Origin of the sequence: Bradyrhizobium sp. BRP20, from assembly GCF_020194215.1 — a bacterium.
Classification (GTDB): Bacteria; Pseudomonadota; Alphaproteobacteria; order Rhizobiales; family Xanthobacteraceae; genus Bradyrhizobium; species Bradyrhizobium yuanmingense.
The window spans coordinates 104,373-127,228 of sequence record NZ_JADYVY010000005.1 but is presented as its reverse complement, the minus strand read 5'-3'; the positions used below and the strand labels follow the sequence as shown (position 1 = coordinate 127,228).

Annotated in this window: 21 protein-coding genes; 9 read left to right on the top strand and 12 right to left on the bottom strand. The window is 65.4% G+C overall.

Annotation, left to right across the window (positions count from 1 at the left end; translation table 11 throughout):
* Positions 1-35 precede the first annotated feature (35 nt).
* Complete coding sequence (locus tag I6F33_RS14275) at positions 36-671, top strand: pyridoxamine 5'-phosphate oxidase family protein (protein ID WP_036029306.1); 636 nt, start codon at positions 36-38, stop codon at positions 669-671.
* A 154-nt stretch (positions 672-825) separates the two neighbouring features.
* On the opposite strand, the gene I6F33_RS14270 is transcribed toward I6F33_RS14275, so the two are convergent.
* On the bottom strand, positions 826-1,059 hold the full coding sequence (locus I6F33_RS14270; protein WP_036008072.1) for a hypothetical protein: 234 nt from the start codon (positions 1,057-1,059) through the stop codon (positions 826-828).
* A 9-nt stretch (positions 1,060-1,068) separates the two neighbouring features.
* Positions 1,069-1,323, bottom strand: a complete 255-nt coding sequence (locus tag I6F33_RS14265; protein ID WP_225142997.1) for an EamA family transporter — start codon at positions 1,321-1,323, stop codon at positions 1,069-1,071.
* Between the two features lie 247 nt (positions 1,324-1,570).
* Here I6F33_RS14265 and I6F33_RS14260 point away from each other — a divergent pair, with 247 nt between their 5' ends.
* Positions 1,571-2,428 (top strand): SDR family oxidoreductase, encoded by an 858-nt coding sequence (locus I6F33_RS14260; protein ID WP_225142994.1) that lies wholly within the window; start codon positions 1,571-1,573, stop codon positions 2,426-2,428.
* A 64-nt stretch (positions 2,429-2,492) separates the two neighbouring features.
* Here the strand turns inward: I6F33_RS14260 and I6F33_RS14255 are convergent, their stop codons facing one another.
* Positions 2,493-3,008 carry a ferritin-like domain-containing protein gene (locus I6F33_RS14255; protein ID WP_225142992.1) on the bottom strand — a complete coding sequence of 172 codons (516 nt, stop codon included), beginning with the start codon at positions 3,006-3,008 and terminating at the stop codon, positions 2,493-2,495.
* A gap of 87 nt (positions 3,009-3,095) precedes the next feature.
* On the opposite strand from I6F33_RS14255, the gene I6F33_RS14250 reads away from it, so the two are divergent.
* The 4 genes from I6F33_RS14250 (at position 3,096) to msrA (ending at position 7,182) form a co-directional block, all read left to right on the top strand.
* On the top strand, positions 3,096-3,290 hold the full coding sequence (locus I6F33_RS14250) for a hypothetical protein (protein ID WP_036029310.1): 195 nt from the start codon (positions 3,096-3,098) through the stop codon (positions 3,288-3,290).
* 484 nt (positions 3,291-3,774) lie between these two features.
* On the top strand, positions 3,775-6,096 hold the full coding sequence (locus I6F33_RS14245) for a molybdopterin guanine dinucleotide-containing S/N-oxide reductase (RefSeq protein ID WP_225142990.1): 2,322 nt from the start codon (positions 3,775-3,777) through the stop codon (positions 6,094-6,096).
* Positions 6,097-6,116: 20 nt separating this feature from the next.
* Positions 6,117-6,539 carry an OsmC family protein gene (locus I6F33_RS14240; protein ID WP_036029314.1) on the top strand — a complete coding sequence of 141 codons (423 nt, stop codon included), beginning with the start codon at positions 6,117-6,119 and terminating at the stop codon, positions 6,537-6,539.
* Positions 6,540-6,666: 127 nt separating this feature from the next.
* Positions 6,667-7,182, top strand: a complete 516-nt coding sequence (gene msrA / locus I6F33_RS14235) for a peptide-methionine (S)-S-oxide reductase MsrA (RefSeq protein WP_036008049.1) — start codon at positions 6,667-6,669, stop codon at positions 7,180-7,182.
* 70 nt (positions 7,183-7,252) lie between these two features.
* Here the strand turns inward: msrA and I6F33_RS14230 are convergent, their stop codons facing one another.
* From I6F33_RS14230 to I6F33_RS14200, 7 genes are all read right to left on the bottom strand, one after another.
* On the bottom strand, positions 7,253-8,413 hold the full coding sequence (locus I6F33_RS14230; RefSeq protein ID WP_225114627.1) for an MFS transporter: 1,161 nt from the start codon (positions 8,411-8,413) through the stop codon (positions 7,253-7,255).
* A 116-nt stretch (positions 8,414-8,529) separates the two neighbouring features.
* A complete protein-coding gene (locus I6F33_RS14225) occupies positions 8,530-9,756 on the bottom strand; it encodes a Zn-dependent hydrolase (protein ID WP_225142988.1) in 1,227 nt (408 codons plus the stop codon).
* The gene (locus tag I6F33_RS14220) at positions 9,749-10,534 is read right to left on the bottom strand and encodes an ABC transporter ATP-binding protein (protein ID WP_225142986.1); all 786 of its coding nucleotides are present in this window, start codon (positions 10,532-10,534) and stop codon (positions 9,749-9,751) included. The genes I6F33_RS14225 and I6F33_RS14220 overlap by 8 nt, the downstream gene beginning before the upstream one ends.
* Positions 10,531-11,304: an ABC transporter permease gene (locus I6F33_RS14215; protein ID WP_036008029.1), complete on the bottom strand. Its 774-nt coding sequence runs from the start codon at positions 11,302-11,304 to the stop codon at positions 10,531-10,533. The genes I6F33_RS14220 and I6F33_RS14215 overlap by 4 nt, the downstream gene beginning before the upstream one ends.
* A 61-nt stretch (positions 11,305-11,365) precedes the next feature.
* The gene (locus tag I6F33_RS14210; protein ID WP_225133239.1) at positions 11,366-12,310 is read right to left on the bottom strand and encodes an ABC transporter substrate-binding protein; all 945 of its coding nucleotides are present in this window, start codon (positions 12,308-12,310) and stop codon (positions 11,366-11,368) included.
* A 105-nt stretch (positions 12,311-12,415) separates the two neighbouring features.
* The gene (gene hutC / locus I6F33_RS14205) at positions 12,416-13,141 is read right to left on the bottom strand and encodes a histidine utilization repressor (protein ID WP_036008026.1); all 726 of its coding nucleotides are present in this window, start codon (positions 13,139-13,141) and stop codon (positions 12,416-12,418) included.
* Positions 13,138-14,496 carry a formimidoylglutamate deiminase gene (locus tag I6F33_RS14200; protein WP_225142984.1) on the bottom strand — a complete coding sequence of 453 codons (1,359 nt, stop codon included), beginning with the start codon at positions 14,494-14,496 and terminating at the stop codon, positions 13,138-13,140. The genes hutC and I6F33_RS14200 overlap by 4 nt, the downstream gene beginning before the upstream one ends.
* 87 nt (positions 14,497-14,583) lie before the next feature.
* On the opposite strand from I6F33_RS14200, the gene hutI reads away from it, so the two are divergent.
* Genes hutI through hutU form a run of 3 tightly spaced genes read left to right on the top strand, consistent with a single transcriptional unit; the run spans position 14,584 to position 19,035 of the window.
* On the top strand, positions 14,584-15,798 hold the full coding sequence (gene hutI / locus I6F33_RS14195; protein WP_225142982.1) for an imidazolonepropionase: 1,215 nt from the start codon (positions 14,584-14,586) through the stop codon (positions 15,796-15,798).
* Positions 15,795-17,354: a histidine ammonia-lyase gene (hutH, locus tag I6F33_RS14190; RefSeq protein WP_225142980.1), complete on the top strand. Its 1,560-nt coding sequence runs from the start codon at positions 15,795-15,797 to the stop codon at positions 17,352-17,354. The genes hutI and hutH overlap by 4 nt, the downstream gene beginning before the upstream one ends.
* A 10-nt stretch (positions 17,355-17,364) precedes the next feature.
* Entirely contained in the window at positions 17,365-19,035 is a 1,671-nt protein-coding gene (hutU, locus tag I6F33_RS14185; protein WP_225142978.1) for a urocanate hydratase, read from the top strand.
* Between the two features lie 7 nt (positions 19,036-19,042).
* Here the strand turns inward: hutU and I6F33_RS14180 are convergent, their stop codons facing one another.
* On the bottom strand, positions 19,043-21,052 hold the full coding sequence (locus tag I6F33_RS14180) for a bifunctional diguanylate cyclase/phosphodiesterase (RefSeq protein WP_225142976.1): 2,010 nt from the start codon (positions 21,050-21,052) through the stop codon (positions 19,043-19,045).
* 268 nt (positions 21,053-21,320) lie between these two features.
* On the bottom strand, positions 21,321-22,454 hold the full coding sequence (locus I6F33_RS14175) for a hypothetical protein (protein WP_225142974.1): 1,134 nt from the start codon (positions 22,452-22,454) through the stop codon (positions 21,321-21,323).
* Between the last annotated feature and the right edge of the window lie 402 nt (positions 22,455-22,856).

Genomic DNA, 22,856 nt, shown 5'->3' with positions numbered 1-22,856 from the left:
AGAAGGAAACTCACCGCAAAAAGGGAGGTTCGCGAATGGGCAGCCAGGGTGCAGGCGGCAAGCCGCCGGTCAAGACGCAAGAGGATCTGCGCGCGCATTTCGGGCAGCTCAGCCCGCTCGCCGAGAAGAAGGTTCTCAGCCATCTCGACAGGTTCTGTCGCGACTTCATCGCGCTTTCCCCGTTCCTCGTCCTTGCCACCAGCGACGGCAACGGTCATGCCGATGCAAGCCCGCGCGGCGACGCGCCGGGCTTCGTCGCCGTGCTCGACGACAAGACGCTGCTGATCCCGGACCGGCGCGGCAACAACCGCGTCGACACCTTCGGCAATATCATCGCTTCCCCTGGCATCGGCCTGATCTTCCTGGTGCCGGGGATCAACGAGACCCTGCGCGTCAATGGCCGCGCCGAGATCTCGCAGGATGCCGAGCTGTTGACGCCGCTCGCGGTGCAGAACGTGGTCCCAATCATCGGGCTGAAGATCCATGTCGAGGAGACCTATTTTCATTGTGGCAAGGCGCTGATGCGCTCGAAGCTCTGGAATCCGGCTGCTCAGGTCGAGCGCAACAGTTTCCCGACGCTCGGCCGGATCATCGCCGAGCAGACTGTCGCCATCGCGGTCGAAGAGGCCGAGAAGACGATGGAAGAAGGATACCGTACGAGGCTCTACTGAGAATGACCAATCTGATCTAGCGGTCCGCCCTGCAGAAGGTTTCGACGATACGCTACATGCTCGCAGCCTGGCGCCCGTGAAATGTCTGCGAGGTAGGTAGCGAGCGGCAGCACTGAGCGCACAGACGCGACGAATCCGAACGGAAGCGGCATCGTCACGCTGCGAGGAAGAACCCGATGGCCGATGCCACGCTGTTGCCGCCGGCGCGCATGCCCGGAATGGCAACGAGCACTGCGCCGACGAGCAGAATGAGAACTGCAATGAGTTGCCGCTGGGACGGCACGCGCCGTGCGACAAGCAATCCTAGCAGAATGGTGAAGATCGGCAGCGAGCCGTTGGCGAACGCTCCCCCGTATGCCGCCGACGCCCCCTTCAACCCAAAGTACATCAGAATGCTCTATAGCGCGCCGGGACCACAAATTGACATCGACAGGATTGCGTGCAGCGGCAGGTGGCGCGGCCACCAGGCCTTGGCGAACGGAAGAACCAGGGCGCCGGTGACCAGGGACCGAAGTGCGGTCAAATCGAAGGGTGTCAGGCCGGATTGCATGCCGGCCCTCGAGAAGACGAGAAAGCCGGACCAGATGCAGAACACGCCAGCTGCGCTCAGGAGACCGAAAATCCGCTCGTTCGATTTGGCTACAGGTGTCAAGCCCGTGTCCGATGCTTGGGATATCTTAGCGCACTTAAAACACCTGCGAGTTTCAAGATGCTCTCCGCAACATGGTCCTCAAAGGTGACGCCATGGTGAGCGATCCTCGGGAGTTTTTCTAGCCGAGAGTTCCGCAAGCCGCTGTAATCGGATCTCTGGGGTGCGGCCACGCTGTGCGATGACGGAATCAACGCCAGGAACACTTCCGGCGGCGCTCCGTTAGCGCAGCAAACGCCGGGAGTTGTCCATGACCAATTATCCAAAGCCGCCTTATCCTGCGCAGCAGCAGCCGATGCCGGGCTCGACGCGGGCCATGCAGCCGCGCCCGGATCATGGCGAGGAGAGTTACAAGGGCTCCGGCCGTCTTGCCGGAAAGAAGGCCATCATCACGGGCGGCGACAGCGGCATCGGCCGCGCGGTGGCGATCGCCTATGCGCGGGAAGGCGCGGATATCGTCATCTCCTATTTGAACGAGGAGGAGGATGCGGCCGAGGTCAAGGCGCTGGTCGAACGGGAGGGACGCAAGGCCGTCCTGATCCCGGGCGATATCAGCAATCCCGAACATTGCAGCGCCATCGTGCGTCGCACCGTCGAGGAGCTCGGCGGCATCGACATCCTCGTCAACAACGCTGCCCATCAGGCGACGTTCAAGGACATCGCGGATATCAGCGACGACGAATGGCGGCGGACATTCGAGATCAACATCCACGCCATGTTCTATCTGGCCAAAGCCGCCGTCCCCCACATGCGGCCGGGCTCCGCGATCATCAACACGGCCTCGGTGAACTCCGACATGCCGAATCCGAGCCTGCTGGCCTACGCCACGACCAAGGGTGCGATCCAGAATTTCACTGGCGGTCTTGCGCAGATGCTGGCCGGGAAGGGCATTCGGGTCAATGCGGTGGCCCCGGGGCCGATCTGGACGCCGCTGATTCCCTCGACCATGTCGGAGGAAAGGGTCAAGAACTTCGGCAAGCAGGTGCCCATGCAGCGCGCCGGCCAGCCGGCCGAGCTCGCGACGGCCTATGTCATGCTGGCCGATCCGCTTTCGAGCTACACGTCGGGGGCGACGTTGCCCGTCACCGGCGGCAAGCCGTTCATCTGATCCAGGCGATCACCATGGCGGCACCGCACTACCGGCGCCGCCACTCTCAATCAGTCGCTTTCAATCACGCAGCGCTGGACGCCTTGGCGTTGACGCCTTTGCGCAGGGCCACCGTGTTCAGCTTGGTGTTGGCGGCCTTCTCTTCGTTCAGATTGGTGGTGAGGAAGCGCACGATGTCGTCGTGGCCGAGCTCTTCCGCCCAGGCGATCAGCGTGCCGTACCGGCACATCTCGTAATGCTCCACCGCCTGTGCGTTGGCGACGATCGCGGCGTCCAGCACGGCCTTGTCCTCGATCTCGCCGGCGGTCTCGTCGGCTTCCTTGATCAGGCCGTCGATGGCCGGGCAATGCGTGCCGCTCGGCTCCTTGCCGAGCTTGGCGAAGACCTTGTCGAGGCGCTCGACCTGCTTGTTGGTCTTTTCCAGATGCGCCTTCAGCCCGGCGACGAGATCCCTGTTGGTGGCCTTGTCGATCATCTTCGGCAGCGCCTTCAGGATCTGCTGTTCCGCGTAGTGGATGTCTTGGAGCCCGTGCAGCAGCAGGTCTTCCATCGACTGGATGTCCTTGGTGAAGAATCCCATAAAAGACGTCTCCTTTTCACAATGATGGCAGTGGAACGCGGAGCGGCCGCCGCTGTTCCATTCCCGTGTGCAGATCGGGAGAGCCGAATGAGCGATGGAGTGGATCATTTTGTGGGCCTGCTCGGACGTGCGGCGATGGACGTATGGGGCGACATGCCTCGCGACATCCAGGAGGCACTGTTCGAGACCGCGATGAAGGGCCGCGACACCGAGCGTGAGGAGCTGGCGCGATTGCTGCACGAGCGGCATCCGCGCACGCTGCATCCGGCCCGGCCGGGCTGACGCCGGCGGGCTGGGAACGAACATGCGATCTCCTGATTGGTGAATCGGGCGGCGCCACACGGGCTCCAACGTGGACCGCGCGGGGCGCATCGCCCGAGCCTTTCAACCTGTGAGTCGACCGACGTGACTGAGAATATCGGCAAATGGTACGACCCGATTTCGGAGCGGTGGATCGTGCCTCGCCAACCCCACACCATCGCCGCGTTCGATCGGTCGAGCGCGGAGAACGTGCCGGAGGCGAACAAGAGAGAAGAGACGCAGCGGATCTGGAATCTGCTGGTCGATTGCTGCGCACGTGGATGATGCAGCGTCGGCGCCAAAACGAGCGACATGACGCGCTCGACGACGCTCGGGAGTGTCAACGGCCTTGAGGCTGGCTTTGCGCGGGGCAGGTCAGCGTTCCCGTCAACCCTGATCTCGACGACGTCCGGAGCGGATCGGTATATTACCACCCATGCCGACGACGCCGGAATAAGGATCAGAGATGGACGATACGATTGGCTTCCCCGACCCCGGTCTTGACCTGTCGGACGGCTTCAAGCCGCACACCTCGCATTGGGGCGTGTTCTCCGCGCGTCAGGGCGCGGCCGGGTTGGAGGTCAGGGCCTATGCGGGCGATCCCGATCCGAACGGCATCATCGACAATTTTCCGGGCGCGCTCCGCCACCAGGCGCGCATCGCCCAGCCGGCAATCCGCCGCGGCTGGCTCGAGCGCGGGCCGGGCCCGGACGATCGCCGCGGCCGTGACGAGTTCGTCTCCGTCAGCTGGGAGAAGGCACTGGATCTCCTCGGCGACGAGCTTGGCCGCATTCGCGACAACCGCGGACCCGGCGCCGTGTTCGGCGGCTCCTATGGCTGGTCGAGTGCCGGGCGCTTCCATCACGCCCAGAGCCAGGTGCATCGCTTCCTCAATATCGCGTTGGGCGGCTATGTGCGCTCGGTCAACACCTATTCGTCCGGTGCGTCCTCGATGCTGCTGCCGCAGATCCTGGCCGGCTACGAGGACATCACCAAGCGCAACGTCACCTGGGAGCAGATCGCGGCCGAGACCGACATCGTGTTGGCGTTCGGCGGCATGGCGCTGAAGAACTCCATGGTGGCCGGCGGCTCGATCAGCAAGCATGTCGAGCGCGGCGCCATGGCGGCGGCGCGGGCGCGCGGCTGCGAGTTCATCCTGGTCAGCCCGCTGCGCGACGATCTGCCGGTCGAGGCCGGCGCCGAATGGATGAGTTGCGTGCCCGGCACCGACACCGCCCTGATGCTCGGCATCGTCCATACGCTGGTCAGTGAGAAGCTGCACGACCAGGCCTTCCTCGACCGCTACACCGAGGGCTGGGCAATCTTCCTGCGATATCTCAACGGTGAGAGCGACGGGCAAGCCAAGCATGTCGAATGGGCCGCCGCGATCTCAGGCGTCAGTGCGGATGCGATCCGCAAGCTGGCGCGGCGTCTCGCCGGAAAGCGCGCGCTCATCACCGTCTCCCATTCGCTGCAGCGCGCAGAGCATGGCGAGCAGCCGGTGTGGATGGGCATGGTGCTGGCGGCGGTCCTCGGCCAGATCGGCCTGCCCGGCGGCGGCTATGCCTATTCGCTGGGTGCGATCGGCTATTACGGCCGCCGCGTCAACGACGTGCCGGGACCGACGCTGGGGCAGGGCCGCAACGGCGTTGCCGATTTCATTCCGGTGGCGCGCATCGCCGATATGCTGCTCAATCCCGGCACCACGTATCGCTACAACGGCGAGACGCGCACCTATCCGGATATTCGTCTGGTCTACTGGGCGGGCGGCAATCCGTTCCATCACCATCAGGACATCAATCGCCTGCGCAAGGCCTTCGCGAAGGTGGACACGCTGGTCGTGCACGAGCTCGCCTGGACCGCCACCGCCCGCCACGCCGATATCGTGCTGCCCGCGACGATGACGCTGGAGCGCGAGGACATCGGCTATTCCACCAACGATCCCCTGATGGTCGCGATGCACCGGATCGCCGAGCCGTTTGGGCTCGCGCGTGACGATTACGATATCTTCGCCGATCTCGCCGAGCGTCTTGGGGCGCGCGAGCCGTTCACCGAAGGGCGGACGTCGCGGCAATGGCTGGAGCATCTCTACGAGCCGACCCGCGCATCGCTTGCCAAACGCGGCCTCGAAGCGCCGAGCTTCGAAGAATTCTGGGCGCGCGGCAGCCTGGTCGTGCCGCAGCAGCCCGATGACGGCGGCCGGCTACGCCGCTTTCGCGAGGATCCCATCAATCACGCTTTGCCGACGCCGAGCGGACGCATTGAGATCTACTCGGCCAAGATCGCGGGGCACGGTGATGCGGATTGTCCCGGACATCCGGTCTGGCTCGACAAGACCGATGTTCCCAAGCCGGGGGCACCGTGCTTCCTCGTCGCCAATCAGCCGGTGACGCGCCTGCACAGCCAGCTCGATTTCGGCGGACATTCGCTGGGCTCAAAGCATCGCGGCCGCGAGGTCGCGCGCATGAACCCGGTCGATGCACAGGCGCGCGGCATCAAGGACGGCGACATCATCCGCCTGTTCAACGCGCGCGGCGCGTGCCTCGCCGCGGTCCGCGTCACCGAGGGCATCGCGCGCGGCGTGGTTCAGCTGCCGACCGGCGCGTGGTACGATCCGATGGATCCGGAAGACGAGGCGCCGCTCTGCGTTCACGGCAATCCGAACGTGCTGACCCGCGACGTCGGCACCTCGTCCCTGGCGCAGGGCTGCACCGGCCAGTTGACGACCGTCGAGGTGGAGAAGTTCACCGGCAATCTACCGCCGATCCGCGCGTTCGATCCGGTTTAGGCAAACAAGGAGACCTTTAGATGATCCGCAAGGCAACAGCAGTCTGGAAGGGCACTGGTCGCGATGGCACAGGCCATCTGTCGAGCGAATCCGGCGTGCTTGCCGGGACGCCCTATTCATTCAAGACCCGCTTCGAGAACGAGAAGGGCACCAATCCCGAAGAGTTGATCGCCGCGGCCCATGCCGGCTGCTTCACCATGGCGCTCGCCTTCGGCCTGCAGATGGCGGGTTTCACGCCGGACGAGCTCTCGACCGAAGCCGCCGTCACGCTCGAGCCCGAGGGCAAGGGCTTCAAGATCAGCAAATCCGCGCTGACTCTGCGGGCGAAAGTGCCTGGTCTCGACGATGCCGGCTTCGCCCGGCTCGCCGGCGAGGCCGAGAAGAACTGCCCGGTGTCCAAGGTGCTCAACGCCGCCATCACGCTCGACGCCAAGCTGGTCTAGGGCGCGCGCCTGCTTCCGGTCCATCCGGTCCAGGCCACCGCGTGGGCGTCAACGCGCGGCTTTCGGCCGGGCGGCCGAAAGCCTATATGATGGACAAGCTGTTGAGCGATCATTGGGAGCACATCACATGACGACGGAACGCGCAGTTTTGGCCGGCGGCTGCTTCTGGGGCATGCAGGATCTGATCCGCAAGCAGCCGGGCGTGATCTCCACCCGCGTCGGTTACACCGGTGGGCACGTCAAGAACGCCACCTACCGCAATCACGAAGGCCATGCCGAAGCGATCGAGATCGTGTTCGATCCGGCCAGGACCAGCTTCCGGACCATGCTGGAGTTCTTCTTCCAGATCCATGATCCGACCACGCTCAACCGTCAGGGCAACGATATCGGCACGAGCTATCGGTCGGCGATCTTCTACACCAGCGAGGAGCAGAAGCGGATTGCCGAAGACACCATCGCCGACGTCGAGGCGTCCGGCCTGTGGCCCGGCAAGGTGGTGACCGAGGTCGCGCCCGCGCGCGAGTTCTGGGAGGCCGAGCCCGAGCATCAGGATTATCTCGAACGTTATCCTGACGGCTATACCTGCCACTTCATCCGGCCGGGCTGGAAGCTGCCGCGGCGAGCTGCGGCAGTCGGAGGCTAGAGCCTGAAGAAGGTGGCTCGCCGGCTGTGGCGGTCCACCTCCTCATCGGTCAAAGCCGACGCGAGTCCGGTCACGCATCGACATGCAAGGTCCGGCGCTGCTCCGCGGTGACGGTCCGGGCGGTCAACGTGACGAGACCCATCAAGGCGGCGAGCAGCCAGAATGCCAGCGGCAGTCCGCCGAGCTGTGCGACGAAGCCGACGCCGGCAGGGCCCAGCAGGACGCCTGCATAGCCGGCCGTCGTGATCGCCGCGACCGCAAGTCCCGTGGGCATCACCTTTTGTTGCGCCGCCCGGCGGAATAGCACGGGCACGAGGTTCGAGGCGCCGAGCCCGATCAGCAGGAATCCGGCGATGGCGACCGCCGCCACGGGCGCGGTGAGCAGCACCACGAAGCCGGCGATCGCGATGAGGCTGCCCCACAGCAATGTCGTGCGGTCTCCGATGCGCGCAACGATGGCGTCGCCGCTAAGCCGGCCGATCGTCATCGCGATCGAGAACACGATGTAGCCGATGCCGCCTTGGGCCTCGCTGACGAGCCCGGCGCCGATCACGAGCAGCGCGCCCCAATCGAGCATCGCGCCTTCGACCAGGAAGGTGATGGCGCCGAGCAGCGCCAGCAGCAGCACCGATCCATGCGGCAGCACGAACAATGGGCCTTCCTGCACCTGCACCGATCGAAGCAGGCGCGGCCAGGTCACGAGCATCGCGATCAGCATCAGCACGGAGCAGATCAACGTCGAGGCGAGCGCGCCGAGCTGCAGAGAGAGCAGCGCCGTCATCAGCGCGGAACCGGCGAAGCCGCCGATGCTGAACAGGGCGTGGAAGCCGGACATCAGCGGGCGTCGCGCGGCGCGCTCCACTTCCACGGCGTGGATATTCATGGCGACGTCAATGGAGCCGAGTGCGGCCCCGAAGACGAACAGCGCCAGCGCGAGCGTCGCGGGCGACGCCGCGATGGCCAGCAATGGCAGCACCAACGTGAGACCAAGTCCGCCCGCGATGATAATCGGTTTGCTGCCATAGCGCGCGCTGAGCACGCCGGTCAGCAGCATCGCGATCACTGAGCCGATGCCGAGGCTGAGCAGTAGCAGCCCGAGAACGCCGTCATCGACCGCGAGCCGCGCCTTCGCGAACGGCACCAGGGGTGCCCAGCACGCGATGCCGAAGCCCGCAACGAGGAAGGCAAGCCGGGTGGCAAGGCGGGTCGCCGGCCGGTCGGCAGAAGACATGGGAACTCCGGGAAGCAGGGGAGGAGACGGTCGACAGGCCCGAGGATTGCCGCGGCTTTATGGCAGAGCCCTGCTCGAATGGTCGTGGCAGGCGCTCAACGGCTGCATGCCTCGACCTAGCCCCCGAGGATCCGCCGGCACGCCTCGACGAACACCTCTGCGCCCGTCACGATGTCGGCATCCGCCGTGTTCTCGGTCCAGTGATGGCTGATGCCGCCGATCGACGGCACGAACACCATGCCGGCGGGCATGACGGTCGCCAGCATCTGCGCATCGTGGCCGGCCCCGCTCGGCATGCGGATGGAACGGCCGCCGGCGACGGCCTTGCTCGCGGCCTCGATCGCGTCCTGAAAGCTCGCGTTCATCATCGCGGGTGCGCCGGTGCGCAGCTTCGTCACGCTGACCGTGCAGGTGCCGTTGGCACTGGCTTCGTCCGCCATGGTCCGCAGCAGTTGCTCCAGCCGCGCGATGACAAACGGGTCGTCGTCGCGGATCTGGAACAACATCTCCGCGCCACCGGGAATGATGCTCGGTGCGCCCGGATCGAGCGTGATGCGGCCGGTGGTCCAGACCGTGCGCGGGCCGCAGGCGGCGGGGAAACGCTCGTCGATCGCCACGCAGAACTTGGCCAGCGCCAGGCCCGCATCCTTGCGCACCGCCATGCGCGTGGTGCCGGCATGGTTCTGCTCGCCGGCAAAGTTGATCTGGTACTGCCAGATGCCGACGATGGACGTCACGACGCCGATCGCCAGGCGCCCGCTTTCGAGCGTGTCGCCCTGCTCGATATGCGCCTCGAGATAACCGACGTGCCGTCCCGGCTCGGCGGTGATGCGCGGACGCCCCGCCAGCCCCATGTCGGCAAGGGCATCGCGCATGGTGCGGCCGCTGGTGCGGTCGCGCGCGGCATCGATGTCGGCCTCCGTCACCTGTCCGACATAGGAGCGCGAGCCGAGGAAATGACCAAAATGTCCCTCCTCGTCGCACCAGGCGGCAACTTCCACCGCGCCGTTCACCGAAGCGTCGGCATTGAGCACGCGCGCCGCTTCGAGCGCATAGACGACGCCGAGCGGGCCGTCGAGCCAGCCGGCATAGTTCTGGCTTTCCAGGTGCGAGCCCGCCAGCAGTTTCGGTCCGGACTTCGAGCTCGTCCCGAACACATTGCCGATGCCGTCAATCGTCGCGGAGAGCTCGGCCTCGGGCAGCTTCTGGACGAGCCACTCCAGCGACAGCTTGTGCGGCTCGGAGAAGGTCGGCTTGTGCACGCCGGTCTTGTAGGCGCCGAAGGCACGCAGTGCATGGAGGTCGGCGAGAACGCGATGTCCGTCGGCACGAGCGTCAGGCATGTTCGGCAACCTTCAGCGCCTCGGTTCGGATCTCCTCGACCAGCCGTTCCTTCAGCTGGACGAATTCCGGCGTGGTCTTGATCTTGTAGGAGCGGGGATGCGGCAGGTCTACATGAATGTCCGCCTTGATGCGGCCGGGGCGCGCGCTCATCACGATGACGCGGCTGCCGAGGAAGATGGCTTCCTCGATATCGTGGGTCACGAACAGCACGGTCTTCTGGTCGCGTTCCCAGATCCCGAGCAGCATCTCCTGCATCAAGGCGCGGGTCTGGTTGTCGAGCGCGCCGAACGGCTCGTCGAGCAGCAGGATTTTCGGGTCGTTGGCGAGCGCGCGTGCGATCGCGGTGCGCTGCTGCATGCCGCCGGAGAGCTGCTTGGGCCAATGGTTTTCGAAGCCGAACAGCCCGACCTGGCGGATGAAGGCATCGGCGATCTTGTGTCGCTCCGCCTCGGACACGCCACGCTCGCGCAGGCCGAAGGCGATGTTCTCGCGCACCGTCAGCCAGGGGAACAGCGTGTAGGACTGGAACACCATGCCGCGATCGGCGCCCGGGCCGGTCACTTCGCGTCCGTCGAGCGTGACGCGGCCGCCGGTCGGACGGTCGAGGCCGGCGACGATGCGCAGCAGCGTGGACTTGCCGCAGCCGGAGGGACCGAGGATGGTGACGAAGTCGTTGTTGCCGATGGTGAGGTCGGTCGGCTCCAGCGCCCTGGTCGGCGCGTTGCCGTGGCGCGCGGGGAAGGTGCGCGAGACCTGCTCAACCTTAAGAATGGTCATGCGAGCTTCCAGGGAAACAGCCAGGCATTGAACGCCTTGAACAGGAAGTCCGAGATCAGGCCGATCAAGCCGATCACGATGATGCCGAAGATGATCTGGCCGGTGTTAAGCAGCGCCTGGCTGTCGGTGATCATATGACCGATGCCCGAGGACGAGCCGATCAGCTCGGCGACGATGACGTAGGTCCAGGCCCAGCCCAGCACCAGCCGCAGGATTTCTGCGATCTCCGGCGCGGAGGAAGGCAGCAGCACGCGGCGGATGATGCCGCGGTCGCTGGCGCCCAGCGTGTAGGCGGCCTCGACCAGATCGCGCCGCGTGGCGCCGACCGTCACCGCGACCATCAGGATGACCTGGAACACCGAGCCGATGAAGATGACGAGCAGCTTCTGCAGCTCGCCGATGCCGGCCCACAGGATCAGCAGCGGGATGAAGGCCGAGGCGGGCAAATAGCGTGCAAATGAGACGAAGGGTTCGAGGAAGGCTTCGACTGGCTTGTAGGCGCCCATCAGCACGCCGAGCGGCACCGCAATGACCGCCGCGAGTGCGAAGCCGCCGACGACGCGCCAGATCGTCATGCCGATGTCGAACAGGAAACCGTGCTTGGTGAGCAGCTCGAGGCCTTCCTGCACCATGGTGAGCGGATTGGCGAGGAAGGTCTTCGACACATGGCCGCCGAACGTCGCCCACGACCAGAGGGCGACGAACAGCACGAAGAACGCCAGGCCATATGCCGCACGTTGCTTCGATGTCACGGGATCCAGGGGACGCATCAAACTGTATCCGAATGGTGCGCCGGCTCCGCCTGAGGCGGAACCGGCAGCTTGGAGAACGTTACTTGATGAAGCTCGCGTCGTAGAGGTCCTCGACCTTCGGCACGGCCTTGATGATGCCGATCTCGAGCAGGAGCTCGGCGGCCTCCTTGTTGAAGGTCAGGAACTCGCCCGCGAAGAACTTCTGGTTCGCCGCCTTGTCCTGCCAGCGCAGGTATTTCGCCGAGTTGCCGAACTGCTCGGCGGTCTGCTTCACGTCGACGCCCATGATCTCGTAGGACTTGGCCTGGTCCTTGGCGATCATCTCGAGCGCCTCGAAATAGCTGTCGGCGAGCGCCTTGGCGGCCTTGGGATTGTCGGTGAGGAACTTCGGCGTGCAGCCGAACGTGTCCATGACCATCGGATAGTCCAGCGTGGTGGCGATGATCTTGCCCTTGTCGGGCGCGGCACGCACGGTCGACAAGTATGGCTCATAAGTCATCGCCGCATCGTTCTGGCCGGAGACGAAGGCCTGCGCGGCCGCCGCCGGCTCGAGGTTCACCACGGTCACGTCCTTGGTGGTGAGGCCGTTCTTCTTCAGCATCCAGGCCAGTGCAAAGTAGGGCGAGGTGCCCGGCGCGGAGGCGGCGACGGTCTTGCCCTTCAGGTCCTTGATCGCGGCGATGTCGTTGCGCACGGCCATGCCGTCGGCGCCGTAGCTCTTGTCGAGCTGGAAGATCTGCTTGGTGGCGACGCCGTTGGCGTTCCAGGAGATCCAGGTCTCGACCGTGGTCGCCGCACACTGGATGTCGCCGGAGGCGATGGCGAGATGGCGGTCCTTCTGCGGGATCTTCTTGATGGTGACGTCGAGGCCGTTCTTCTTGAAGATGCCGGCTTCCTTCGCCAGCGTCAGCGGCGCGAAGCCGGTCCATCCGGAAATGCCGATGCCGACCTTGACGTCCTGGGCGAGCGCCGGAGTGGAGGCCGCGAGAGCAATGATTGTCGCAAATACTGTCGAATTACGCATGATTATCGTCCTCTTGCCGATCGATGGTTTGACGTTCTGTTGATCTCTGCCGGCCCATATGGGCGGTTCCGCGAAGCGTTGCACGATTTGTGCCGACATATCCTCTCAGCCTCCCTTGAATCGCGCGACAAGGCGGTGAGAGTCACCGGGATAGAGCAGGCGCACGGCGGTGATCGTGCGTGCGCTGCGCCAGGTATAGCGGTCGATCACGAGACAGGGGGCGCCGACGGCGATCGCGAGCGCTTCCGCCGCACGGTCGTCCGCAACGATGGCGCTGATCGTGTGCTCGGCCTCGGTCCATGGGACATGGTGAAGCAGCCAGGAGCCGGGCGGCTCGCGCGAGAAATCCGCGGTCGCGGCGTCAGGAACGGACGAGAGATCGATCAGCCTGTCCTCGACCGCGAACGGGACCTTGTCGGCGCTGTGCCGGCAGGTGATCGCGATCACCTTGTTGGCCTTCTTCACGCCGAGCCGGTCACGGTCGGCGGCCGTCGCCGCGCGCAGCTTGCGGCCGATCAGCTCGTAGCCGTAACTGCGCCCGAGCGCGGTGATCTCGGCGCGGATGTCGGCGATCTTGAGCACCGCCGACTGATGCTGCGGCCGTCGCACGAACGAGCCGGCGCGCCGCCGCCGCTCGATCAGATCGGCCTGCGCCAGCTCAGACAGTGCCTTGTTCACGGTCATGCGCGAGCAGCCGTAGCGCGCGACCAGCTCGTGCTCGAAGGGAATGCGATGGCCGGGCGGCCATTCGCCGGTCAGGATGCGCTGCTCGATGTCGGCGCGGATGCGCTTGTAGAGCGTCGGCCTGTCGGCATCGGTGACGAGGCTCATGCCACGAGCCTCCGCATCGATGCGTTGAAGCGTTCGCGTGCGGCTTGGCGCAATCCATGCTGACCGCGCTCGACCACCTTGTTGCCCCCGGCCCAGACGCAATCGATGGCGGCGCCGCCGGCAGAAAAAACCCAGCCGTCGATGGCCGCATCCTGCGCGCGTCCCGCCAGCGATGGATACGCCGTGTCGAGCGTGACGATATCGGCGCGCGCGCCGGGCACAAGGCCGATGGCCGGTTGTGCCAGCGCCCGCGCGCCGCCGGCGAGCGCCCCGTCGAACAGCGAGCGTCCCGTAGAGCGACCTGCGCCGCCGGAGAGGACGTTGCGCTGGCGGTGCTTGAGCCGCTGGCCGTATTCGAGCTGGCGCAACTCGTCTGCGGCGCCGATCAACACGTTGGAATCGGTACCGATGCCGAAAGAGCCGCCGGCGTCGACGAACTCCCGCGCTGAAAAAGTGCCGTCGCCGAGGCTCGCCTCCGTGATCGGGCAAAGGCCGGCGACCGCGCCCGTCTTGGCGAAAGCCGTCACTTCCTCACTTGTCATGTGGGTCGCGTGAATGAGGCACCAGCGTTGATCGACGGGCGCATGCTCCAGCAGCCATTGAACCGGACGGCAACCCGACCAGGCGAGGCAATCCTCGACCTCCTTCACCTGCTCGGCGGCATGAATGTGCACCGGCCCGCCCTCGGCGAGCGGAAGAATCGCGGCGAGCTCGTCCGGCGTGACCGCGCGCAAACTGTGCGGCGCGATGCCGATATTGGCGCCGGGCAAGGCGCTGATCGCCTGGCGCGAGGCCGTGATCAATGCGGCGAACTGATCGACCGAGCAGATGAAGCGGCGCTGCCCGGCATGCGGCGCTGCGCCTCCAAACGAGCCATGCGCATAGAAAGTCGGCAACAACGTCAGCGCAATGCCCGAGGCTTCGGCGGCCTGTGCAATCCGCGTGGCCGTCTCGGCGGGGTCAGCGTAGGGCGACCCGTCGCGGTCGTGGTGCAGATAGTGGAATTCGCCGACGCGGGTAAAACCCTGCTCGAGCATCTCGACATAGAGCAGCGTCGCCACAGCCGCGACGTCGTCGGGCGTCATCGCCAGCGCAAAGCGATACATCGTCTCGCGCCAGGTCCAGAACGTGTCGGTGGAATCGCCGCGCAATTCGGCAAGGCCTGCCATGCCGCGCTGGAAGGCGTGGCTGTGCAAGCTCGCAAGTCCGGGAAGCGCGATAGCATGGCGCTCGTCGCCGGCGGACGGCGCCACGCCCGGCGTCACCGCGGCGATCGCGCCGGCGGCGATCACCACCTGCACGTCATTGGCCCAGCCGGAAGGCAGGAGCGCGGAAGCGAAATGCAGTCGGGTCATGATCTACACGCCGGCTGGACAGAACCGCCTTACGATTATATGTCTAGACATATAAGTCAAGCATCCCCACGGCGAATGGATACCCGCATGGCAGAGCGCTTCGACCGGATCTGGCACAATGCCCGCCTCGCGACGATGCGGGTCGATCGTCCCGATCTTGGCGAGATCGAGCATGGTGTCATCGCCGCACGCGGCGGTCGCATCGCCTATGCGGGCGCGAAAGCGGATTTTCCCGCCGATGCAGACGCTATCGAGCGGATCGATTGCAAGGGGCGCTGGATCACGCCTGGTCTCGTCGACTGCCATACCCATCTGGTCTATGGCGGCAACCGCGCGCATGAATTCGAGCTGCGCCTGAAGGGGGCAAGCTATGAGGAGATCGCGCGCGCCGGCGGTGGCATCGTCTCGACCGTGGCGGCAACGCGCCAGGCGAGCGAAGCCGAGCTCGTCGCAGGCGCGCTGCCGCGGCTCGACGCGCTGACGGCTGAGGGCGCCACTACGGTCGAGATCAAGTCCGGCTACGGCCTCGACACAGAAACCGAGATGCGCCAGCTCGCGGCTGCGCGCAGCCTCGGCCGTGAGCGGCCTGTTACGATCCGCACGTCGTTCTTGGGTGCGCATGCGCTGCCGGTCGAGGCGGGTGGCGACAAGGATAGTTACATCGATCTCGTCTGCAAGGAGATGCTGCCGGCGGTCGCAAAAGCGGGCCTCGCCGATGCCGTCGATGCCTTCATGGAGGGCATCGCATTCTCCGCCGAGCAGACCGCGCGGGTGTTCGAAACGGCGAGGGGACTTGGACTGCCGGTCAAGCTCCATGCCGACCAGCTCTCGAATCTCGGCGGCGCCGCGCTTGCCGCGAAATTCTCGGCACTCTCGGCCGATCATCTCGAGCACACCGACGAAGCCGGTGCTGCCGCCATGGCGAGGGCCGGCACTGTGGCCGTGCTGCTGCCGGGCGCGTTCTACTTCATTCGCGAGACGCAGAAGCCGCCGGTCGAGACGTTCCGCAAACACAACGTTCCCATGGCGCTGGCGACCGACTGCAATCCCGGCAGCTCGCCACTGACCTCGCTGCTGCTCGCGATGAACATGGGCGCGACATTGTTCCGGATGAATGTGGCCGAGTGCCTCGCCGGCGTCACCCGTGAAGGCGCGCGGGCGCTCGGCCTGCTGAACGAGACCGGCACACTGGAAACCGGCAAATGGTGCGACCTCGCGATCTGGGATATCGAGCGGCCCGCCGAGCTGGTCTACCGGATCGGCTTTAATCCCCTGCACAAGCGGGTATGGAGGGGGCAGTGACGGAGCAGGAGACAGCGGTCGTCGTCAAGCCGGGAACAGTGAGCCTCGACGATCTCTCGCGGGTGCTCGAAGGCGTCCCCGTCGTGCTCGATCCTTCGTTCTGGCCGCGTGTCGATACGGCTGCGCTGATCGTTGCGCAGGCCGCGCAGGCCGACGTCCCCGTCTACGGCATCAACACCGGCTTCGGGAAGCTCGCATCGAAGCGCATTCCGCCGGACCAGACCGCGCTGCTTCAGCGCAACCTGATCGTCTCGCATTGCTGCGGCGTCGGCCAGCCGACGCCGGAGCCCATCGTCCGCCTGATGATGGCGCTGAAGATCGTCTCGCTCGGCCGCGGCGCTTCCGGCGTGCGCCGCGTGGTGATCGAGCAGTTGCAGGACATGCTGGCCCGTGGCGTCTATCCGCTGGTGCCGCAGCAGGGCTCGGTCGGCGCCTCCGGCGATCTGGCACCGCTTGCGCATATGACGGCCGTGATGATCGGCCAAGGGCAGGCGATCATCGATGGCAAGACTGTATCCGGCAGCGAGGCACTCGCGGCCGCCGGCCTCACGCCGCTGACCCTTGGGCCCAAGGAAGGCCTCGCGCTGATCAACGGCACGCAATTCTCGACCGCCTACGCGCTATCGGGCGTGCTGCGTGCATATCGCCTCGCCCGCGCCGCACTGGTGACCGGTGCACTGTCGGTGGATGCGGCGATGGCCTCGACGGCACCGTTCCGCCCTGAAATTCAGGCGCTGCGCGGCCATGCCGGCCAGATCGCGGCGGCCGCGACGCTGACCGCGCTGCTCGACGGCAGCGACATCCGCCTCTCTCACCTGGAAGGCGACGAGCGTGTGCAGGATCCCTATTGCCTGCGCTGCCAGCCACAGGTTGCCGGTGCCGCGCTCGATCTGATCACGCAGGCCGCGCGCACGCTGATCGTGGAGGCCAATGCCGTCACCGATAACCCGCTGGTGCTGGTCGAGACCGGGGAGATCGTCTCCGGCGGCAATTTCCACGCCGAGCCGGTGGCGTTTGCCGCAGATGCCATCGCGCTGGCGCTGTCGGAGATCGGTGCGATCAGCGAGCGGCGCATCGCGACGCTGGTCGACCCCGCGCTCAATTTCGGACTGCCGCCGTTCCTCACGCCAGATCCCGGCATCAATTCCGGTTTCATGATCGCCGAGGTGACGGCGGCCGCGCTCTATGCCGAGAACAAGCAGCGTGCGCTCGCCTGCTCGATCGATTCGACGCCGACCAGCGCCAATCAGGAAGACCATGTCTCGATGGCCGCGCATGCTGCGCGGCGCCTGTCCGACATGGCCGACAATCTCGCCGCCATCCTCGGCATCGAGCTTCTGGTCGCTGCCCAAGGCATCACGCTGCGCGCGCCGCATGCAACCAGTGCGCCGCTGGTCGCCGTCATTGCCGCATTGCGCGAGCAGGTGCCCGCACTGGGCGCCGATCGCTACATGGCCGGCGATCTGGCCAAGGCCGCTGCATTGATCGAGGCCGATGCGCTTCCAGCTGCTGCGCTCGCCCAGCTTCCCACCGATCCGTTTCCGAGACTCGTCTGAAGAGGCCCGCATGAACCGCCGTCTGGACAATGACCGTACCATCCGCGCTCCCCGCGGCAGCGACATCAGCGCCAAGAGCTGGCTCACGGAAGCGCCGCTGCGCATGCTGATGAACAATCTCGACCCTGACGTCGCGGAACGCCCGAGCGAGCTCGTCGTCTATGGCGGCATCGGCCGCGCCGCGCGCGACTGGGAGAGTTTTGACCGGATCGTTGCGGCCTTGCGCAAGCTCGAAGCCGACCAGACGCTGCTGGTGCAGTCCGGCAAGCCGGTCGGCGTGTTCCGGACCCATGCCGATGCACCACGCGTGCTGATCGCGAATTCCAACATCGTGCCGCATTGGGCGACGCTCGATCATTTCAACGAGCTCGATCGCCAGGGTCTGATGATGTACGGCCAGATGACGGCGGGCTCCTGGATCTATATCGGCAGCCAGGGCATCGTGCAGGGCACCTATGAAACCTTCGTCGAGGTCGGTCGGCGTCATTACGGCGGCAGCCTCGCCGGTAAATGGATTCTCACGGCCGGCTTGGGAGGCATGGGCGGCGCGCAGCCGCTGGCGGCGACCATGGCCGGCGCTTCGATGCTTGCGGTCGAATGCCAGCCGAGCCGCATCGAGATGCGCCTGCGGACCGGTTATCTCGACCGGCAAGCCGCAACGCTTGATGAAGCGCTCGCGATCATGGCGGACGCCGCGAAGACGAACAAGGCGGTCTCGGTCGGCCTGCTCGGCAACGCCGCGGAGATCTTCCCTGAGCTGGTGCGCCGCGGCGTCAAGCCCGACATCGTCACCGACCAGACCAGCGCGCACGATCCCATCAACGGCTACTTGCCGAAGGGCTGGACGCTTGCCGAATGGGAAGCCAAGCGCGCGTCCGATCCGAAGGCAGTGGAGCGCGCCTCGAAGACGTCGATGGTCGAGCATGTCCAGGCCATGCTGGATTTCCATGCCCAGGGTATTCCGACGCTCGACTACGGCAACAACATCCGCCAGATGGCACAGGACATGGGCCTGAAGAACGCCTTCGATTTCCCCGGCTTCGTGCCCGCCTATATCCGCCCGCTGTTCTGTCGCGGCGTCGGGCCATTCCGCTGGGCCGCGCTGTCGGGCGATCCCGAGGACATCTTCAAGACCGATGCCAAGGTCAAGGAGCTGATGCCTGACGACAAGCATCTGCACAATTGGCTCGACATGGCAAAGGCGCGCATCCAATTCCAGGGCCTGCCGGCACGCATCTGCTGGGTCGGCCTCGGCGATCGCCATCGCCTCGGTCTTGCCTTCAACGAGATGGTGGCGCGTGGCGAATTGAAAGCGCCGATCGTGATCGGCCGCGATCATCTCGACAGCGGCTCGGTGGCGAGCCCCAACCGCGAGACCGAGGCGATGAAGGACGGATCGGATGCGGTGTCCGATTGGCCGCTGCTCAATGCGCTGCTCAATTGCGCCAGCGGAGCGACCTGGGTGTCGCTGCATCATGGCGGCGGCGTCGGCATCGGCTATTCGCAGCACGCGGGCATGGTGATCGTCGCCGACGGCACGCCCGAGGCTGCGAAGCGGATCGAGCGCGTGCTGTGGAACGATCCCGCCACCGGCGTCATGCGCCACGCCGATGCAGGCTACGACATCGCGATCGAGTGCGCTCGTGACAAGGGGCTCGATCTGCCGAGCCTGGCGACCTAGGCGAGGCTCAGGCCACGACCCTGGCCCCGGTGCCGTCGAGGCGCCGGCTCTCCTTCGCGAGATGTTCGCCAATCGCATCGGCAGGCATCGGCTTGGCGAAATAGTAACCCTGGATGAAGTCGCATCCCAGGCGGCGCAAGGTGTCGAGCTGAGCACGCGTCTCGACGCCCTCGACGACGCAGGCGATCTCCATGTCGTCGCAGAGGCCCGTGAGCGATTTGATGATCTTGTGGCTGACGGGATTCTCGTTGATGTCGGAAACGAAGCTGCGGTCGACCTTGATCTTGTCGAGCGGCAGCCGGTGCACGTGGCTCAGCGAGGAATAGCCGGTGCCGAAATCGTCCAGCGAAATACCGCAGCCCATTGCCTTCAGCGTTGCGATCGATTGTTGCGCGCGGACGAAGTCGAAGGTGACGGCGGTCTCGGTGATCTCGAAATCGATCCGTTGCGGCGGCAGCCCGCTCTTCTCGATGATCGAGATCAGCGGCAGGATGCCCTCCGCCGCACAGACGTCGTGGGCCGAGAGATTGAACGACAGACGGATGTGATCGGGCCAGGTCTTGGCCGTCGCAAGTGCGCGAACCAGCAACGCCTGCGTCAGCGGACGGATCAAGCCGATGCGTTCGGCGGCCGGGATGAAGTCGGCCGGCGACACGAGGCCGAGGCGGGCGCTGCGCCAGCGCGCCAGAACCTCGAAGCCGGCGGTGTGCTCGCTCATGGCATCGACGATCGGCTGGAACACCAGGTCCATCTCGGTGCCGAAATCGGCGGTGCGCAGCAGATTCTCGATGACTCCGCGACTGCGGATCTCGGCCTCGAGCTCGCTCGAGAAGATCACGGTGCGGCCGCGCAGATGGCGCTTGGCATGATAGAGCGAATAGTCGGCACATTCATAGAGTGCTTCCGCGGTCGTTGCCGATTGGGGAAACGAGGCAAAGCCGATCGAGCAGGACAGCCCGGTATGGGCAGTGTCGAGCTGATAGGGAAGTCTGACCTGGTCACCGATGCGCTGGCCCAGCCGCAGCAGGTCCGCATCGTCGGGGTCGCCGCAAACGACCAGGCCGAACTCGTCGCCGCCTAATCGGGCGAATTCGACCCGTTGCGGACCAAAACCCTCGCAGACCTCGCGGATGCGCCGGCCGGCCTCGATCAGGACGCGGTCTCCGACCGAATGGCCGTAATTGTCGTTGATCGGCTTGAAACCGTCGAGATCGATGATGCCGATCGCGATCCGAACTTTCCTGCGTTCGGCATCGGTGAAGGCGCTCGACAGCTCGGCGAAGAAGCGGCGGCGGTTCGGCAGCTCGGTGAGTGAATCGAGATTGGCAAGGCGGAAGTTCTCGTCAGAGAGCGCCTGCGTCGCCGCCTGTTGCGCGAGCAGCGACTTGCGGCTGGCGACGAGATCGGCGAAGTCGCGGTAGTAGATGAACAGCACCGTCACCATCGCGGCGGAAACCAGGAGGTTGTTGACCGCGATCGCCTTCAGCGTCGGCTCGCCCGTGGCAAAGAAGAACAGCACATAGGGCACGTCGACGATCAGCGTCACGATCAGCGCCGCCGAGCGCAGATGCATCAGCGAGAAGATGCAGCCGATCACGGTGACCGCCATGTAGAACGCGACCTGGCTCTTGGCGAAGGGATCGCCGTAGGGGTAGAGCGCGAAGGACCAGGCGGTGAAGCCGGCACCGATCGGCAGGGTCAGCCAGTTGGTGGCGCGCAGATTGCGCAGGATGTCGGCATCGCTGCGCACCAGCCGGCGCTGGCGTAGCCACCAGAAGGTCCGCAAGCCCGCGAGCACCGTCAGCACGGCCGGCACGATCATCGTCAGCCAGTCCGGCGCCACGTTCACATAGGTGTAGGCGACCGCAATCGTGTTGCTGATGAGGATGAAGTAGAGCAGCGGGATCTGCTTGGAGAAGGCGTCGAACTGCGCCCGCGTCAGGTCCGGATTGTCGGCGGGAACGCGAAACAATCGCATCGCGGCGGCAAGATGAGATTTCAAATCGGCAATAGGCATTGCAATACAAGCCCCAGATCCCCTGAAAAACGTGGGCAATCTTGCACGGCAGGGGTAAAGGGGCCGTTAGATCAATTCTGGCCCGGGCAGGCCAGCACTGGTTGCGCGCTGCCTTACGATTTTCCGATCGCGTGCATTGGTGAGGTCCCGTTAAGGATATCCGGCCGCAGCGTGCGCACGTCTCAGGCACAGGTCGCCCGAAATCGCTGCAGCTACCGCCTGCTATCGCCCATGCGCGACATCAGCCTAGCACATGGCCACGGTCGGATCAGGCGAGGACGGCCTGGCGCTCGCGCGCCGGTTCGCGGACGCGCTCGCTGGTCCGCGGCTCGGCAAGCTGCGTGAAGCTCCGATGGCTCGCCTGAACCGGTGCCTCGACGATCACGCCCTCACAGACGATCTGTCCGCCGAGCATCCTGAATTCCAGCTTGTCGTAGCGCGGCATTGTCTCGCCGGGTGCCGGGGGCAGCAGCCCGATGCTTCCCTGGATGTTCAGCGCGGCTTCGCCGGTGCCGTGCAGCCGCGGATTCCACATCCTGATTCCGCTCTCCGCCCAGCGCTGCCGGATCAGCGCCGCGCGGTCGGCGGGCTCTGCGGCTCTCGCGCGAACTTTCGGGACGTTGCGGATCTCTGGCGAAGGAGACGCGAGAGCCGGAGCCGGCTCGATATCGGTGACACCGCTCAAGGAGTCGTTAGTCGCCGCAGCGAGCGGAACATCGTTTGTAGGGACTTGCGGGCTTTCGACTACGAGCGCCGGTTCGCTGTCGGCGCTGGCTTCAGAGGCATCAGTCGTGACGCTATCGGCCTCGGCGCGGAGAAGCTCGACTTCTTCGACGGCGACCGGATCGACGGCAGCGGAAACGTCGGGCGAGGAGGCTGCCTCGATGATGACATCAGGGACATCAGTCAAGGCGGTCGCGACCTCCGCTGACGAAATCACAACCTCTTCTACGACGGCGGAGTCGACCTCTGCAGGAATCTCAGCAGGCGATGCATCATCATCAACGATGGCGAGATCAGAGGCTGCAACTGGCTCGCTCTCCGCACCGACCGATGCAGCCAGCGCCTCCTCGGAGGCTGGCGGCGTCGCGGGCGCCTCGATTTCCGTCACGGTCTCCGGAGAGGAGTCCCCGCTGATACGGATTTCGTCGGACGGATTCTCCGCGACGACAGACACAGCCGCATCGTTCTCCGCGACCAGAGCCTTGGTGGCGGGGGCAGCGTCGTCGCGCACCGGGGCGGTGCTGATCTCGGCGCTTGGAGCTTGAGCCGGGACCTCGACGTCTTCGATGATGGCGGGCGAAGCGTCCGTGGCGGCCGGCGCGACCTCAATGTTGCCGCTGTGCGGCACAGGCCGGAGTCGGGAAAACGCCCAATTCACCGCAGGGATGCGGCGCAGCAACGATATCAGTCTCGAAAGCACTGGGAGTTGTCCAAGAGGTGCTCGGCGTGAGGCAATCGCTGATTCGTCAGCAATATGAAAACCTGCCCCGGCCGTCACATCCGTGTCAATGTAGGGTGGACCAATTGCAGAACATCCGCGCATCCAGCGCGCATCCGCCCGAGTTACGCAACCCGCACAGCAGCCGATGATGCAATAATACCCCTGTTTTGCCCGACGCCGCAAGCGCGTCTTCGGCAACACCGAAATGCTCAAGCCTTTCAACCCCATCGCTACTGTGCATGGGGTTGTTTTTTCACTTCTTGTTTTGCAGGCGTGCCTAGCCCGCGCCGGCGCGTTTTTTCTGTCAGACGAGGTGCACCGCCCGCATCAACTCTCGTTGCAATCCAAGCTTGGGGTTCC